Origin of the sequence: Streptomyces sp. NPDC046465, from assembly GCF_040646035.1 — a bacterium.
Lineage (GTDB): Bacteria > Actinomycetota > Actinomycetes > Streptomycetales > Streptomycetaceae > Streptomyces.
This window is the reverse complement of record NZ_JBEYZK010000001.1, coordinates 428,764-444,114: the sequence shown is the minus strand read 5'-3', so window position 1 is coordinate 444,114 and position 15,351 is coordinate 428,764. Positions and strand designations below refer to the sequence as shown.

At 71.5% G+C, this 15,351-nt stretch carries 10 protein-coding genes; 6 read left to right on the top strand and 4 right to left on the bottom strand.

Going from position 1 to position 15,351, the window contains the following annotated elements; genetic code table 11:
- Window positions 1–10 precede the first annotated feature (10 nt).
- Window positions 11–1,150: a tRNA dihydrouridine synthase DusB gene (gene dusB / locus ABZ953_RS01995; RefSeq protein WP_361715081.1), complete on the top strand. Its 1,140-nt coding sequence runs from the start codon at window positions 11–13 to the stop codon at window positions 1,148–1,150.
- Window positions 1,151–1,158: 8 nt separating this feature from the next.
- Here the strand turns inward: dusB and ABZ953_RS01990 are convergent, their stop codons facing one another.
- Entirely contained in the window at window positions 1,159–1,890 is a 732-nt protein-coding gene (locus ABZ953_RS01990; protein WP_361715078.1) for a class I SAM-dependent methyltransferase, read from the bottom strand.
- Between the two features lie 411 nt (window positions 1,891–2,301).
- Between ABZ953_RS01990 and ABZ953_RS01985 the strand changes: the two genes are divergently transcribed.
- Window positions 2,302–2,496, top strand: coding sequence for a hypothetical protein (locus ABZ953_RS01985; RefSeq protein WP_361715075.1), 195 nt, complete (start codon window positions 2,302–2,304; stop codon window positions 2,494–2,496).
- A gap of 36 nt (window positions 2,497–2,532) precedes the next feature.
- Window positions 2,533–4,062, top strand: coding sequence for a hypothetical protein (locus tag ABZ953_RS01980; protein ID WP_361715072.1), 1,530 nt, complete (start codon window positions 2,533–2,535; stop codon window positions 4,060–4,062).
- 137 nt (window positions 4,063–4,199) lie between these two features.
- On the opposite strand, the gene ppdK is transcribed toward ABZ953_RS01980, so the two are convergent.
- Both ppdK and ABZ953_RS01970 read right to left on the bottom strand, forming a co-directional pair.
- Window positions 4,200–6,944, bottom strand: a complete 2,745-nt coding sequence (gene ppdK, locus ABZ953_RS01975; RefSeq protein WP_361715069.1) for a pyruvate, phosphate dikinase — start codon at window positions 6,942–6,944, stop codon at window positions 4,200–4,202.
- Between the two features lie 427 nt (window positions 6,945–7,371).
- Complete coding sequence (locus ABZ953_RS01970) at window positions 7,372–8,604, bottom strand: ROK family protein (RefSeq protein WP_361715066.1); 1,233 nt, start codon at window positions 8,602–8,604, stop codon at window positions 7,372–7,374.
- 98 nt (window positions 8,605–8,702) lie between these two features.
- On the opposite strand from ABZ953_RS01970, the gene ABZ953_RS01965 reads away from it, so the two are divergent.
- The 3 genes from ABZ953_RS01965 (at window position 8,703) to ABZ953_RS01955 (ending at window position 14,719) form a co-directional block, all read left to right on the top strand.
- Window positions 8,703–10,304, top strand: a complete 1,602-nt coding sequence (locus ABZ953_RS01965; protein ID WP_361715063.1) for a hypothetical protein — start codon at window positions 8,703–8,705, stop codon at window positions 10,302–10,304.
- A complete protein-coding gene (locus ABZ953_RS01960) occupies window positions 10,301–12,259 on the top strand; it encodes a glycogen debranching N-terminal domain-containing protein (RefSeq protein ID WP_361715060.1) in 1,959 nt (652 codons plus the stop codon). The genes ABZ953_RS01965 and ABZ953_RS01960 overlap by 4 nt, the downstream gene beginning before the upstream one ends.
- A 258-nt stretch (window positions 12,260–12,517) precedes the next feature.
- Window positions 12,518–14,719, top strand: a complete 2,202-nt coding sequence (locus ABZ953_RS01955; RefSeq protein WP_361715057.1) for a hypothetical protein — start codon at window positions 12,518–12,520, stop codon at window positions 14,717–14,719.
- Window positions 14,720–14,736: 17 nt separating this feature from the next.
- Here the strand turns inward: ABZ953_RS01955 and ABZ953_RS01950 are convergent, their stop codons facing one another.
- Complete coding sequence (locus tag ABZ953_RS01950; RefSeq protein WP_361715054.1) at window positions 14,737–15,294, bottom strand: GNAT family N-acetyltransferase; 558 nt, start codon at window positions 15,292–15,294, stop codon at window positions 14,737–14,739.
- Between the last annotated feature and the right edge of the window lie 57 nt (window positions 15,295–15,351).

The following is a 15,351-nucleotide window of genomic DNA, read 5'->3' as shown; positions in this document are numbered from 1 at the left end:
GAGATCATCGATGCCGTCCCAGCCGCAGCCCCTGTCGATCGGCCCGCACACCGTGCAGCCGCCCGTCGTGCTCGCCCCCATGGCGGGGATCACGAACGCGCCGTTCCGGACGCTGTGCCGGGAGTTCAGTGGAGGCAAGGGCCTCTTCGTCAGCGAGATGATCACCACGCGCGCCCTGGTCGAGCGCAACGAGAAGACCATGCAGCTGATCCACTTCGACGAGACCGAGAAGCCCCGGTCCATCCAGCTGTACGGCGTCGACCCCGCGACCGTCGGCAAGGCGGTCCGCATGATCGCCGAGGAGAACCTCGCCGACCACATCGACCTGAACTTCGGCTGCCCCGTCCCCAAGGTCACCCGCAAGGGCGGCGGCTCCGCGCTCCCGTACAAGCGCCCCCTGCTCCGCGCGATCCTGCGCGAGGCGGTCGCGGGCGCCGGGGACCTGCCGGTCACCATGAAGATGCGCAAGGGCATCAACGACGAGCACATCACCTTCCTCGACGCGGGCCGGATCGCCGTCGAGGAGGGCGTGACGGCCATCGCCCTGCACGGCCGCACGGCCGCCCAGCACTACGGCGGCACCGCCGACTGGGACGCCATCGCCCGCCTGAAGGAGCACGTCCCCGAGATCCCCGTGCTCGGCAACGGCGACATCTGGTCGGCGGCCGACGCGGTCCGCATGATGGACGAGACCGGCTGCGACGGCGTCGTCGTGGGCCGCGGCTGCCTCGGCCGCCCCTGGCTCTTCGGCGACCTGGTGGCCGCCTTCGAGGGCACGGGCGCCCCGCAGGCGCCGACCCTGCGCGAGGTCTCGGCCGTGATGCTCCGCCACGCGACCCTCCTCGGCGAGTGGATCGGCGACGAGGCGCGCGGCGTCATCGACTTCCGCAAGCACGTCGCGTGGTACCTGAAGGGCTTCGCGGTCGGCTCGGAGATGCGCAAGCGCCTCGCGATCACCTCCTCGCTCGCCGAACTGGAGGACGGACTCGGCGAGTTGGACCTCGACCAGGCGTGGCCGACGGGCGCCGACGGCCCGCGCGGCCGTACGTCGGGCAACAACCGCGTCGTCCTGCCGGACGGCTGGCTCAAGGACCCCTACGACTGCGCGGGCATCAGCGAGGAAGCGGAACTGGACACGTCGGGCGGCTGAGGCGCCGGTCAGTCGGTTCGGCGCCGCGTGGCGAGGAACATCCCCGTCGCGCAGGCGAGTTCGGCGACGACGAGCCGGGGATCGCCCAGGAGGCGCTCGCGCAGCGTGGTGATCCGCGTGTAGGTCGCGGGGTGCGTGGCGTCGGCGATGTCGTCGATGAGCAGCATGCCGCCGGGCCGCAGCGCGGCGACGACATCGGCGAGGCCCACGTCCTTGGCGGCGGGAGTGTCGGCGAAGACGAGGTCGAACGTGCCCTGCGCGCCGATGAGTTCGACCGCGTCGCCCGCGAGGACGGACGCCCAGGGCGGCAGCCCCGACGCGCGCACCGAGGCGGCCCGTGCGGCGTCGAGCTCCACGCTCAGGACCTCGGCGTCCGTACGGCTCCCGAGCCCGTGCACGATCCAGGCGAGGCCCACCCCCGCCCCGGTCCCCGTCTCCAGGATCCGCCCGCCCGCGGGCACCGACGCGGCGAGCGCGGCGAGGAGCGCGCCGACCTCGGGATCCGACGACTTGGTGAACCCGAGGCGGTGTTCGCGGTCGAGGGCCAGGGCCACGCCGAGCGGTACCCCTACGGCGGCCCGGGCATCGGTGCTCCGCTGCAACCGCTCCATGTCGGCCGGGGTGAGGGGGTGGTCGAAGGTCAGGGTGACCCGGCTCGGGCGGACGGCTTTTCGCGGATGTCCGCTCCCCTCTTCGTGCGCCCCTTCGTCCCGGCTCCGCGGAAAATCGAATTGAGTCATGATGTCGCTTTCCCCTTTTCCTGTGCCCGCGTTCCCTGTGCCCGCGCGGTCATGGGGACCGTAGTTCAGCGGTCGGGCGGACCGCCTTTCACAAACGTGCCGTAAATCGTCGACCGCAGACGGAAGAGGAACGGTCCCAAAGAATCTTGCGGCGGCACGCTTTGTGTCGATTTCACGGCATAGTGCAGAGTTGGGTGGCGCGCCGGAGCGGCACCACGCTGCACACCGGCCTCTCGTGGCGCAGGAAACACGAGCTTTGGCCAATACTGCCCCGTGGCTGATTCCGATGGCCGCCCGCATTTCCCGCCGCCGATCCTCGTTGACCTCCCGCAATTCCGCTCGTACGTTGCCCACGAGGAGACCCGGAGAGCGGTCTCCGCAGCACCTTTCCGTATGAACGGAGTCGTCGTCATGAGTGAATCGCAATCCCCCCAGGGGCAGAGTTCGGAATCCCCGCAGGCCCTCACCGCAGTGACCCTCGTGTTCAGCCGTGAGGTCTCCGAAGAAGAGGCCCAGGCAATGCAGTCGCAGCACGACGCGCTGCGCGCCGTCGTCCAGCCGCAGTTACCGGACGACCACGACCACGACCACGCCGCAGAGGTCTGACCGCCGGCACACCGATCAGGGCAGAGGTCGATTCTCATGACAGAGATGACAGAGATGTCCATGTTCGACGCCGTCTTGTCGCAGGGTCGACCGTTCGGCGACAGCTCCTATGTGCACGAGCAGATGCGGAGCGCCCACCTGCACCGACTGAAGAAGGTCGCCGACGGGCTGCCCGCGGCCGGGCGCCTTCTCGACGCGCTCGCCGGGGCCGACCGGCACCGCGAGTACCGTGCGCTCGGCGACCCCGTGGTCCGCTGTGTCATCCAGCAGTCGCTGGCCCGCGCCACGGCGGGCTGCGAGGTCGTGCTCCCCCTCGCGCTCTGCGAGGAGGTGCTCGACGCGACCGCACGCCACCTCGACGCAGGGACCGCCGACGGGCCGTCGGAGGCGGGCGCCCCTCGCGCGCACCGCCTCGACCCGGCGGCGGGCCCTGCCTGGTTCTGGGATCCGCTGCGCCCGGACGACGCTTTCGGGCAGGCTTTCCGGCTGCTCGTCGCCAGAGAGTTCACCGACCAGCTCTGCCCGCCCGAACCGTCCGACGTCGCCGTACTGCGCAAGGCGGCGGAGCTGCTCCGGGAAATCCTTCCCGAGACCTCCCGCAGCGCCCTGCACCACACCCACGTGATCGGTATTTCACCGGGCGTCGGTGCCTGGGCGAGGAAATCGTCCACGTCCCAGTTCAGAATGGCCGGAATCGTCTTCCTGAACCGCAGACTGCTCACGAACCCGTGGTGGGTGGCCGAGCACCTGTTGCACGAATCCCTGCACCAGAAGCTCTACGACTTCCGGCACGCGCATTCCCTGCTCGTGCGCGACGTGGAAAGCGACCACGGACTCCCCGAAGAAGTCCGTAAGGTGAAATCCCTGTGGAATTCACCTGGCCTCACGGGAACCAACCAATGGGACCCGCACCGGACGGTCGCGGCCTTCCACGTGTACGTCCACCTGTCGCTCTTCTGCACGCTCGCGGAGCAGCACGCGCCCGCCCTGGAGAGCGCCTACGGGCCGGTCGACGCCCCGCACCCCATGACCCCGGGCCGCAAGGCCTTCGAACGGGCCCACTACCTCGGCGAGCAACTCCGCGCGACCACCTGGCCCGAACTGGGCCTGGCGGGACGGGGCCTGACCGACTGGCTGAGCTCCGTACTACAGGCCCTCGACCCCACGCCCCCACCGCCCGGCGCCACCCTGCACCTGCTCCTGCACCGCTATCTGCGCGAGGCCGAGAAGGCCCGAAAGGCCCTGCCGGACCCCGCACTTGAGCGTCGGCTCGCCACCCTCGCCGAGGTCGAGGCGGCCTCCGCGCAAGCCGTCCTCGTGGCGACGGGCGCACCCCAGGACGCGGCCGAGGTCGCCGCGGCCCTCGCCAAGCACGCGGCGCCGGAGCGGGGTGCGGCCTTCCCCCAACTGCGCCACTTCATCGCCGACACGCTCACCCGCAGGGCCCCGGACGGCAAGACCCTCAACTCCCTCGCCCCGCACGCCCCCAGGCACCCGGACGACATGGTGCGGGACATGGTGGAGGCCTCCAGCCACGCCCTGGCCACGATGCCGGAAATCACCTGACGTACCTCCGGCTCCGCGGGATCATGATCCATGAGAAAGGGGCAGCACCCCCGCACAGGATGCTGCCCCCTTTCGCGAACCGGAGCCGACGCCGCATCGGTACTGAGGGTCGGGGACACGGCGTCGGCCCCGGAGTTCTACCGGTGGTCGCTGCCCGCCGAGTGGGAGGCGGCGCGGCCGGCCTCAAGGCGGGCCACCGGGATGCGGAACGGCGAGCAGGAGACGTAGTCCAGGCCCACCTCGTGGAAGAAGTGCACGGACTCCGGGTCGCCGCCGTGCTCGCCGCAGACGCCGAGCTTCAGGTCGGGGCGGGTCTCGCGGCCCAGCCTCGCGGCATCCCGTACGAGCCGGCCGACGCCGTCCCTGTCGATCGTCTCGAAGGGCGAGACACCGAAGATGCCCTTCTCCAGGTACGCCGTGAAGAAGCTCGCCTCCACGTCGTCACGGGAGAAGCCCCAGACGGTCTGCGTGAGGTCGTTCGTGCCGAAGGAGAAGAACTCGGCGGCCTCCGCGATCTGGTCCGCGGTGAGCGCGGCGCGCGGCAGCTCGATCATCGTGCCGAGCGCCAGCTTCAGTTCGACGCCGGTCGTCTCGATGACCTCCGCGATGACCTGCTCGGCCTCCTCGCGGACGATCTCCAGCTCCTGGACCGTGCCCACGAGCGGAATCATGATTTCCACGCGCGGGTCGCCCTTGGCGGTCTTCCGCTCGGCCGCGGCCTCCGCGATGGCCCGCACCTGCATGGTGAACAGGCCGGGGATGACCAGGCCGAGGCGTACGCCGCGCAGGCCCAGCATCGGGTTCTGCTCGTGCAGGCGGTGCACGGCCTGGAGGAGGCGCAGGTCGTTCTCGTTGTGGTCCTTGCGGGACTCGGCGAGGGCCACCCGGACGGAGAGCTCGGTGATGTCGGGCAGGAACTCGTGCAGCGGCGGGTCCAGGAGGCGCACGGTGACCGGCAGGCCGTCCATCGCCTCGAACAGCTCGATGAAGTCCTGCTTCTGGAGCGGCAGGAGCTCCTTCAGGGCGTCCTCGCGCGCGTCGTCCGCGTCGGCGAGGATCAGCCGCTCGACCATCTCGCGGCGCTCGCCGAGGAACATGTGCTCGGTGCGGCACAGGCCGATGCCCTGCGCGCCGAAACGGCGGGCCCGCAGCGCGTCCTCTGCGTTGTCCGCGTTGGCGCGCACCCGCAGGCGCCGCACCCGGTCCGCGTACGCCATGATCCGGTGCACGGCGGCGACCAGCTCGTCGGCGTCGTCGGCGCCCGCGTGCATGCGGCCCTCGAAGTACTCGACGACGGGGGAGGGGACCACCGGCACCTCGCCGAGGTAGACCTTGCCCGTCGAGCCGTCGATGGAGACGACGTCGCCTTCCTCGACGACGGTGTCGCCCACCGTCATCCGGCGGCGCTTGGTGTCGACCTCCAGGTCCTCGGCGCCGCAGACACAGGTCTTGCCCATGCCGCGCGCCACGACGGCGGCGTGCGAGGTCTTGCCGCCGCGCGAGGTCAGGATGCCCTCGGCCGCGATCATGCCGTCGAGGTCATCGGGGTTGGTCTCGCGGCGGATCAGGATGACCTTCTCGCCCGAGCGCGACCACTTGATCGCGGTGTACGAGTCGAAGACCGCCTTGCCGACCGCCGCGCCCGGCGACGCGGCGATGCCCCGGCCGAGCTGCTGAACCTTCGCACCCTCGTCGAAGCGCGGGAACATCAGCTGGGCGAGCTGCGCGCCGTTGACGCGCTGCAACGCCTCGGCCTCGTCGATCAGGCCCTGGTCCACGAGCTGCGTCGCGATGCGGAAGGCGGCACCGGCGGTGCGCTTGCCGACGCGGGTCTGCAGCATCCACAGCTGGCCGCGCTCGATGGTGAACTCGATGTCGCACAGGTCCTTGTAGTGCGTTTCGAGGGTCTCCATGATCTGCATGAGCTGGTCGTACGACTTCTTGTCGATCTGCTCCAGATCGGCGAGCGGGACGGTGTTGCGGATGCCCGCGACGACGTCCTCGCCCTGCGCGTTCTGCAGGTAGTCGCCGTACACGCCCTGGTGTCCCGAGGCCGGGTCGCGGGTGAACGCGACGCCCGTGCCGGAGTCCGGGCCGAGGTTGCCGAAGACCATCGAGCAGACGTTGACGGCCGTGCCGAGGTCGCCGGGGATGCGCTCCTGGCGGCGGTAGAGCTTGGCGCGGTCGGTGTTCCACGACTCGAAGACCGAACGGATCGCGAGGTCCATCTGCTCGCGCGGCTCCTGCGGGAAGTCCCGCCCGGCCTCCGTCTTGACGATCTTCTTGAACCTGGTGACCAGCTTCTTGAGGTCGGCGGCCTCCAGGTCGGTGTCGACCGAGACCTTCTTCGCCTCCTTGGCCTTCTCCAGGGCGTCCTCGAAGAGTTCGCCGTCGACGCCGAGGACGGTCTTGCCGAACATCTGGATGAGCCGGCGGTAGGAGTCCCAGGCGAAGCGGTCGTCGCCGGACTGCTTGGCGAGGCCCGTCACGGACTTGTCGGAGAGCCCGATGTTGAGGACGGTGTCCATCATGCCGGGCATCGAGAACTTGGCGCCCGAGCGGACCGAGACGAGCAGCGGGTCGTCGGCCTGGCCGAGCTTCTTGCCCATGTTCTTCTCGAGGGCGTCGAGGTGCGCGCTCACTTCGTCGCGCAGCTCGACGGGCTCCTCGCCACTGCCGAGGTACGTCTTGCAGGCCTCGGTGGTGATGGTGAAGCCCGGAGGGACCGGCAGCCCGAGGTTGGTCATCTCGGCGAGGTTCGCGCCCTTCCCGCCGAGAAGGTCCTTGAGGTCCTTGTTGCCCTCGGTGAAGTCGTAGACGAACTTCACGCCCTCGGTCGCCTCACTCGTGTGAGCTACATGGGGATCTTTGTTTTCCGACACGGGTCTCGACTCCTCGAGGACTCGGTGGCTGCCCTGACGGCGAGGAACATACCCAGATCGAAGGCACCTGGGTACGTCCACTTGTGCGTCATGCGGCCGTAACCACCCGTCCGCCGCTAGATCGAAAGTGACTGAGCGGTAGCCGGGGAGGCGGTCTTGAGTTCAAGTATTGAAGGCGAGTCGCCTCCCAACCCCTTAAAACGCTCAGATGAGCGAGTAGAACTCAAATGTGAGTTCACCTCATGAATGATCGAGCAGTGGCACTGAGTGCCACCCCTTGGAGAAGTGCAGTCGCCCATAAGCCGCTCATCTGAGCGGAAGCTCTATCAGGCGTGGCGAGAATCACGCTGTTTGAAGCGGCCGGATGTCAGTATCCGGACCCCCTGGCGACGGACCGGACCGGCACCGGATGACTGCGCCGCTCGCACTACACGCCAAGGGCGGCGAGCCGCTCCTCCACCCGGTCGGGCGCGTACAGGTGCTCCACCACGAGCGTTCCCGCCCCGATCAGCGCCGCGCGGCCGCCGAGGCGGGCCGTGACCACTTCGAGGTGGGCCGTGGAGCGGGGCAGGGCCCGCTGGTAGAGCAGTTCGCGGACGCCGGTGAGGAAGGGGGTTCCGGCCAGATCTCCGGCGATCATCAGAACGCCCGGGTTCAGGAGCGTCACGACCGTCGCGAGGACCTCACCGACGTGCCGCCCGGCCTCGCGCGCGAACCCCACCGCCAAGGGGTGGCCCGCCGTCAGGAGCGCCCGCACGTCCGACCCGGAGGCCGCGGGGACGCCCGCCTCCGTCAGGCGGCGGGCCACGGCGCGGCCACCGGCCACCGCGGCCAGGCAGCCGTACGAACCGCACGGGCAGAGCGCGTCCGCCCCCTCGGGCACCCGGATGTGGCCGATGTCCCCGGCGCCCCCGTCGACGCCCCGGTACACGTCACCGTCGACGACGATGCCGGACCCGATCCCCGTCGAGACCTTGACCAGCGCGAATGCCCGGCAGTGCGGGTAGTGGGCGCGCTGTTCCCCGTACGCCATGAGGTTGGCGTCGTTGTCCACGAGCACCGGCACCTCCGTGGCCGCACCCGTCCGCTCCGCGAACGCGTCGCGCAGCCGTCCCCTGATGTCGTAACCGTCCCAGCCCGGCATGATCGGCGGCTGCACGACGCGTCCCGTCCCGCTGTCGACGGGGCCCGGCACCGCGAGTCCGATCCCGCACACCGACCCCGCCGGGCGCCCCGCCGTGCGCAGCAGCTCGCCGAAGCGGGCGCCCAGCTCGCCCAGGACCGCGTCGGGCCCGTCCTCGACGGAGACCGGCGCCGCCTGCTCGGCGACGATCTCGCCGCCGAGGGTCAGCAGGGCGGTACGGGCGTGCCGGGTCTCCAGGTCGGCGGCGAGGACGACGGCGTGGGCGTCGTCGAACTCAAGGCGCAGTGCGGGCCGCCCGCCGAGCGGCGAGTCCACCGGGCCCCCGGCCCCCTCCCGCAGCCACCCCGCCCGGAACAGCCGGTCGAGCCGCTGCCCGACGGTGGCCCGGGAAAGCCCGGTGGCCTGCTGCAGGGCTCCGCGCGTGGTGGCGCGCCCGCTGCGGACGAGGTGGAGCAGGTCGCCGGGGGTTCTTCCGGGTCTTGGGGTGCTGCCCGGGTCCTCCGCGAATCCGTTCACCTGGCGCCCCTCCCGCTCCGTTCGTGACCGCCTTCTGTGTGCCAACTGCACGATATCTAGCGGGTTTTGCCTGTTGTCCAGACGCAACCCTAAGCTGGATGACACGGAACCCAGCGGCCGTCCAGCGGCCCGGGAAGAGCGGAGATCGCGTGGACCGCAGCGCCGCCACCACTCGGCCGGTCGCCCGCCGCGGCGATCCGGCGCGGCAGACGCTGCGGCAGCGGGCGGGCCGGGTGCTGTGGACCAACTGGACGGGGACCTCGACCGTGCCGTCGCGGGCGCTGTATCCGCACCAGTGGTCCTGGGACTCCGCGTTCATCGCGATCGGCCTGCGCCATCTCTCGCCGCTGCGCGCCCAGGTGGAGCTGGAGACGCTGCTGGCCGCCCAGTGGGGGGACGGCCGCGTCCCGCACATCGTGTTCAACGACGCCGTCCCGCCCGATGCCTACTTCCCCGGCCCCGGCTTCTGGCGCTCGGCCACGGCGGGCCGCCGGGCCGGGGCGCCCGCCGCCGTGCGGACCTCCGGGATCGTGCAGCCGCCCGTGCACGCGCTCGCCGCCTGGCTGGTGCACCGCGCCGACCCCGGCCTGTCGCGGGCCCGCTCCTTCCTCGACCGCGTCCGGCCGCGCCTCGACGCCTGGCACCGCTATCTGCTCGACGCCAGGAACGCGGGCGGCGCGGGGCTGGCGGCCGTACTGCACCCCTGGGAGCAGGGCATGGACAACAGCCCTTGCTGGGACGGCCCGTTGAGCCGCGTCGAGCCCGCGGGGGCGGACGACTTCCGCCGCGCGGACCTGGCCCACGGGGCGCCGGAGGACCGGCCGACGGACCTGGACTACGGGCGGTACGTGCGGCTCGCGGCGGAGTACCGCGACGCCGGGTACGCGGACACGGGCGGCGCGGACACGGGCGGGGCGGACACGGGCGGCGCGGACCGCGGGGGCTTCTCCGTCGAGGACCCCGCCTTCAACGCCCTCCTGATCGCCTCGGAGTACGCGCTCGCCGCGATCGAGGCCGAGACGGCGGGCCCCGCCGTGCCGCCCCCGGAGGCGCGGCGGGCCCGCGCAGAGGCGCTGACGCGAACGCTCGTGGAGCGGCTGTGGGACCCCGGCGAGGAGCTGTTCCTCTGCCGTGACCTGCGGGCCGGACAGGCGGGACAGCTCATCGCGGAGCGCGGCGCCACCGGGCTCGTCCCGCTGCTGCTGCCCGCGCTGCCGCGTGACATCGCCGCGGCCCTGGTGCGCACCGCGTGCGGCCCGCACTTCGGGCTCGGCGGCGCGGCCCTGCTCGTGCCGAGCTACGACCTGACGGGGCCCGCCTTCGACCCGCACCGCTACTGGCGCGGACCGGCGTGGTTCAACGTCAACTGGCTTCTGTGGAAGGGGCTGCGGCAGCACGGCGAGGACGCGCCGGCGGACCGGCTGCGCACGTCGATGCTCGACGTGGCGGGCGCGTCCGGCTTCGCCGAATACGTGGACCCCCGCACGGGCCGCGGTCGCGGTGCGCGGGGCTTCGGCTGGACGGCCGCGCTCACGCTGGACCTGCTGCACGACGGACACGACGGACACGACGGACGCGACGGACACGACGGACGCGACGGACGCGACGGACGCGACGGACGCGACGGACGCGACGGACGTGACGCACATGACGCACATGACGCGCGGGGCGGACTCTCTGAAGGAGAGGTGTGGGCATGAGTGATCGGCATCGGCTGCTGGTGCGGGGACGGACGTTCGCAGCCGTCGGCACGGGCGGTGACATCAGCGGCGTCGGCGGGGCACGCGGCGGCGCGGGCCCGGACGGCCTGTTCGTACGGGACGCGCGGCACCTGAGCCGCTGGCAGCTGACGGCCGACGGGGCCGTCCCCGAGGTTCTCACGCCCGTGGACACGTCGACCGCGGCGACCGGCGCGGCGCGCTGCGTCCTGGTGCCGCGCGGTGGCCGCCAGGAGCCGCCCGCGTACACGCTCTTCCGCGAACAGGCCGTGGCGGACGGCGCGTTCGTGGAGTCGCTGCGGGTCGTGAGCAACCGGCCGGTGCCGACCCGGGTGCGGATCGAGCTGACCGTGGACGCCGACTTCACCGACCAGTTCGAGCTGCGCGCCGACCACCGCACGTACGCCAAACCGGGCGCCGTCAGGTCGCGCAGGCCGCTCGACGACGGCGGGGTCGAGTTCACCTACCGGCGCGGCGAATGGTGTTCGCGTACGACCGTCATGGCCGACCCCGCGCCGGACGCCGTCGAGGAGACCGGGGCCGGGGCGCGTCGCCTCGTATGGACGCTGGACCTCACCGCGTACGACACGGTCGGGGTGGCACTGCGTGCCGTAGCGCATCCGCACGGGGCCGCCGCGGTGCCCCGGCCGCACTCACCGGCCGAGGCGGCGCGCCATCTCGCGGCCGTCGAGGCGGAGTTCGTGTCGACCGTGGCGCCGCCCACCCGGTGGCCGGAGCTCGCGGACGCCTGCGCGCGCGGCCTCGCTGACCTCGCCGTCCTGCGGGTGCCCGCCACGGGCCCGGACGGCGAGGAGCTGAGCGTGCCCGGGGCGGGTGTGCCGTGGTTCCTCACGCTGCTCGGCCGCGACGCCCTGCTGACCTCCCTCTTCGCGCTGCCCTACCTGCCGCGCCTGGCCGCCGCGACGCTGCCCGCGCTCGCCGCGTCGCAGGCCACGGAGGCCGTGCGCAGCGTGGTCGCCCAGCCCGGCAAGATCGTCCACGAGGTGCGGCAGGGCGAGCTCGCGCACTTCGGGCAGGTGCCGTTCGGGCGCTACTACGGTTCGGTCGACGCGACCCCGCTCTTCCTGGTGCTGCTCGGCGCCTACACGGAACAGACCGGGGACCCCGCGGCCGCCCGCCGCCTGGAGGCGCACGCGCGGGCCGCCGTCGGCTGGATGCTCGACCACGGCGGCCTCACCTCGCGCGGCTACCTCGTCTACCGCGCGGACGAGGGCGGCCTCGCCAACCAGAACTGGAAGGACTCGCCCGGCGCGATCTGCTCCGCGGACGGCAGCGGTGCGACGGGGCCGGTCATGGCGGCGGGCGCGCAGGGCTACGCGTACGACGCCCTGTGCCGCACCGCCCGGCTCGCCAGGACCGTCTGGGACGACAAGGTGTACGCGGATCTGCTCACGCAGACGGCGGTGGACCTGCGGGACCGCTTCCAGCGCGACTTCTGGATGCCGGACCGGGGTTTCCCCGCGCTCGCCCTGGACGGCGAGGGCCACCAGGTCGACGCGCTCGCCTCGGACGCGGGCCATCTGCTGTGGTCCGGGCTGCTCGACAAGGAGTACGGCGAGACGGTGGGCCGCCGTCTCCTGGAGCCCGACTTCTTCTCGGGCTGGGGCGTACGGACGCTCGCGGCCGGGCAGCCCGCGTTCCATCCGCTCTCCTATCACCGGGGTTCGGTGTGGCCGCACGACAACGCGCTCATCGCCCTCGGCCTGGCGCGCTACGGCCTGCACGACGAGGCCCGCACGGTGGCCCGCGCCCTGGTCTCCGCCGCGACCACCGCCGGCGGGCGCCTCCCGGAGGTCCTCGCGGGCTACGACAGGTCGGCGTACCCGCATCCGGTGCCGTACCCGCACTCGTGCGAACTGGAATCCCGCTCGGCGGCGGCGCCGTTGGCGTTGCTGACGGCGGTGGGCGGATCGTAGGCCCTTACCAGGCGGAACCCAACTAGTCAACATTGTGCGCGAGTTGGCCGGACTCGACGACATTGCGAGTCAGTCGCCTAAGGCGGCATCTCTGACCGAGGTGCCGCCGACTTGTTTTTACTAACGGGCGCTAACGGGAACCTCGAACTGGTCTACCAATCCGATAAGTATGGCTATCCCGCCTGCCGCGCTGCAAGCATCCCGCTTATGAAAAGCAAGTCTCTAGTGATGCGAGGCACGGCATGAGCGAGGCAGAGCATGAGTGAGGCGACCATCGACGGGCCGTTCCCCAGCCCGGTCTCCCCGGAGCGGCAAGAGGCGTGGATCGAGGCCGTGTTGGCCACCGAGGGGGTCAACCTGCCTCGGGGGGCGTTGGAGAACATCGCGCCCTTCGTGGTGGACCCCGAGGAGACGCTGGGTGAACCCGATGCGCAGGGGGTGCGCAGGCTCAAGGGAGGGGCGGTCCGGCGTATCCGTACGGATGCCGGGGACATGGTCGTCGCCGTCGTCAGGATGCACGGCGTCGGCGGTGTGCAGTGGGGGCACAACGAACGCATCAGCTCGATCTGGCGCTCCGTCGCCGATCCGACGGTCGGCCCGGCGACCGAGGGGACGCTGGCCTCGGTCCGGCCCTGGGTGGGCGTCGACGACGAGGGGAGCGAGACGTTCTACGCGGCCCTGCAGAGCTCCGTGGCCAACCGGCACGCGCTGATGATGAACACCGAGGACGCCGCCGACGCGCTGGAGAGGCGCGACCGCGTCCGTCCGTACGACCTCGAAGCGGATCTCGTTCTCAACGGGCAGCAGGACCCCGGAATGTATGTTCCACAGCAGGTGTGCCTCCAGGAGAATTCCGAGACGGATTCCGACGGCAATCCACTGTATCCGGACGCCTATTGGGGATGGATGGCCGTTCGAGGGAATAATCGAACACAGAAAAGGCAATCGATTTTCCGTTTGACTTCCGGCGAGGTCCTCGCCGGCGTCCCACGGGAAAAGCTGGAACGGGTCGAGGAAGGCGTCATCTGCGACCCTCGTGTCTGGCTCCCCGAATTCTCCGCCGTACTCAACAGGGAGTACGCGGAGACGGTGGAGGACGAGATGGACCCCACGAGCAGCTCGCGGGCGCGGCGGGCGGCCGCCATCGCCGTGGTGGACGCGCACCTGGTGGTCGGCACCCCGACCCCGCAACGGCTCTACCGCATCGTGCAGATGAACAACCGCAGGGACCACGTGCACCCGCCGCTGGAGTTCGACGCCCTCGACCGGTCGCGCGCCCTGGGGCGGAGCGTGCTCGGCATGTACGTGGCCCAGCGGGTCATGGACGAGAAGACGGCGGAGGTCCTCTCCGGCCTCGCGCCGATCCGCGAACTCCCGGACGCCACACCGGACATGAAGGTGTCCGAGCTCCGCGACCTGCGCTCCATGCGGCTGCTCCTGGAGCTGTTCCCGGTGGACCCGCGCCGTCAGCTCCTGCTGCGGCGGGCGCTCAGCGAACACCCGCCGTCCCAGCTCAAGGCGGGCGAGATCAACCAACGGGCCCGTACGTGGTCCGCGTTGACCTCCGAGAGCTACTCCACACCGTGGAACCCGCGCGTGGGCGAGGTCTTCTCCACCAAGGTCCGGGGCGGCGTCGTGCTCTCCGGGCGCAGGCTGCCGGACCTGCTCGCCGCGGCGGACACCGACGAGCCCGCCTTCGAGGAGCTGGTGGCCTACCGGGCCGCGCACTGGCTCGCGTCCTTCGGCATCGTCGAGGCCGACCGGGGTTCGCTCGACGGCCAGGAGGCGTTCAACGACGCGGGGGAGCGGATCAGGCGGTCCCGCAGGACCGTCTCGAACTGCCTCCAGGCCCTGCGCGTGCAGCGGCGGACGATGGCCGTCGGGGTGCTCAGGGCGCTCGCGTCGGCGATGGACGAGGGGGACCGCAGGCCGTGGCGGGTGAGCGGTTCGGGGAAGGAACTCGAGGGCCGCGAGATGACGCCGGTCTGGTTCGACAAGGAGTTCCCGAAGGAGACCGGTACGAGGCCGCGCAAGTCCATGACCCCGGTCCTGCCGGGTCCTTCGGTGCCGGTGCCGCCGGACGTGAGGGTGCCCGTGTCGGCGTCGGCGTCAGCGTCGGCATCGCAGGGGCCCCTGCCGTTCGCGACCGTGCCGTTCCCCTCCGGACCGCCGAGCGCCATCCTGCCCCCACCCCCGCCCTCACCCGCATCCGCACCCGCCGCCGAAGAGCCCCTGGACGCCCTGGTGACCCGCGTCGAAGAGCGCATCCAAGGGCTGCACGTCGCCTCCGTCGAGGTCGGCGAGCTCCTGTTCGCGCTCGCGGAGCGGAGCCGCACGGAGTCGGCGCCGCAGCCCATCGCCCGCCACCGGGCCGACACGGCCGTACGCCTCCTGACCCAGACCCTGTCCAGGCTGCGCAAGCTCCCCGAGCTCATGGAGGACATGACGGAACCCGTGTGACGCGGGCGTGGGGCGCCTCAGTCGGACGGTGGCGTGCCCGGTGACCGCACGCCCATCCACTGTGCGGCGCCCCACGCCTCGTACCGCCGTACCTCGGTGAAGCCCAGCTTCGCCGCGAGGCGCATCGAGCGGGTGTTGGCGGACTGGGTGCGGAGCAGCACCGGCTCGGCGGGGAGCGCGTCGACGAACCAGTCGAGCGCCGCCGCGCAGGCCTCGGCGGCGTGCCCGTGCCCCCAGGCCCGTGGCAGCAGCAGGTAGCCGATCTCGGCCTCGTCGCCCGCCGTATCGCGGTCCGCCGTATCGCGGTCCTCCGTGTCGCGGTGGCGGAGCTCGACGGTGCCGATCATCGCCCCGTCGAGCTCGACCACGAAGAGGCCGGTGCGCTGCCCGGGGACCTCGGGCACCGCGCGTTCGAGCTCGTCCCGGGGGCGGGCGCCACCGAGGTACGTGCCCACTTCCGGTGAGGCGAACAGGTCGATGAACGCCGCGCGGTCCCGGGGTTCGGACGCGCGGAGCACGAGCCGCTCGGTCCTGATCGGGGCGGGCGGCCAGGTGACGGACGCGAGTTCAGTCATGCCGGGCAAGCTATCGCACGCCTGTTCCAGTCGGCCCCCGTTCGGCCTCCGGTCAGC

Excerpts from the sequence above, each read along its gene's own strand:
- dusB (WP_361715081.1), top strand. The coding sequence starts at position 11 with ATGCCGTCCCAGCCGCAGCCCCTGTCGATCGGCCCGCACACCGTGCAG.
- ABZ953_RS01990 (WP_361715078.1), bottom strand. The coding sequence starts at position 1,890 with ATGACTCAATTCGATTTTCCGCGGAGCCGGGACGAAGGGGCGCACGAA.
- ABZ953_RS01985 (WP_361715075.1), top strand. The coding sequence starts at position 2,302 with ATGAGTGAATCGCAATCCCCCCAGGGGCAGAGTTCGGAATCCCCGCAG.
- ABZ953_RS01980 (WP_361715072.1), top strand. The coding sequence starts at position 2,533 with ATGACAGAGATGACAGAGATGTCCATGTTCGACGCCGTCTTGTCGCAG.
- ABZ953_RS01965 (WP_361715063.1), top strand. The coding sequence starts at position 8,703 with ATGACACGGAACCCAGCGGCCGTCCAGCGGCCCGGGAAGAGCGGAGAT.
- ABZ953_RS01960 (WP_361715060.1), top strand. The coding sequence starts at position 10,301 with ATGAGTGATCGGCATCGGCTGCTGGTGCGGGGACGGACGTTCGCAGCC.
- ABZ953_RS01955 (WP_361715057.1), top strand. The coding sequence starts at position 12,518 with ATGAGTGAGGCGACCATCGACGGGCCGTTCCCCAGCCCGGTCTCCCCG.
- ABZ953_RS01950 (WP_361715054.1), bottom strand. The coding sequence starts at position 15,294 with ATGACTGAACTCGCGTCCGTCACCTGGCCGCCCGCCCCGATCAGGACC.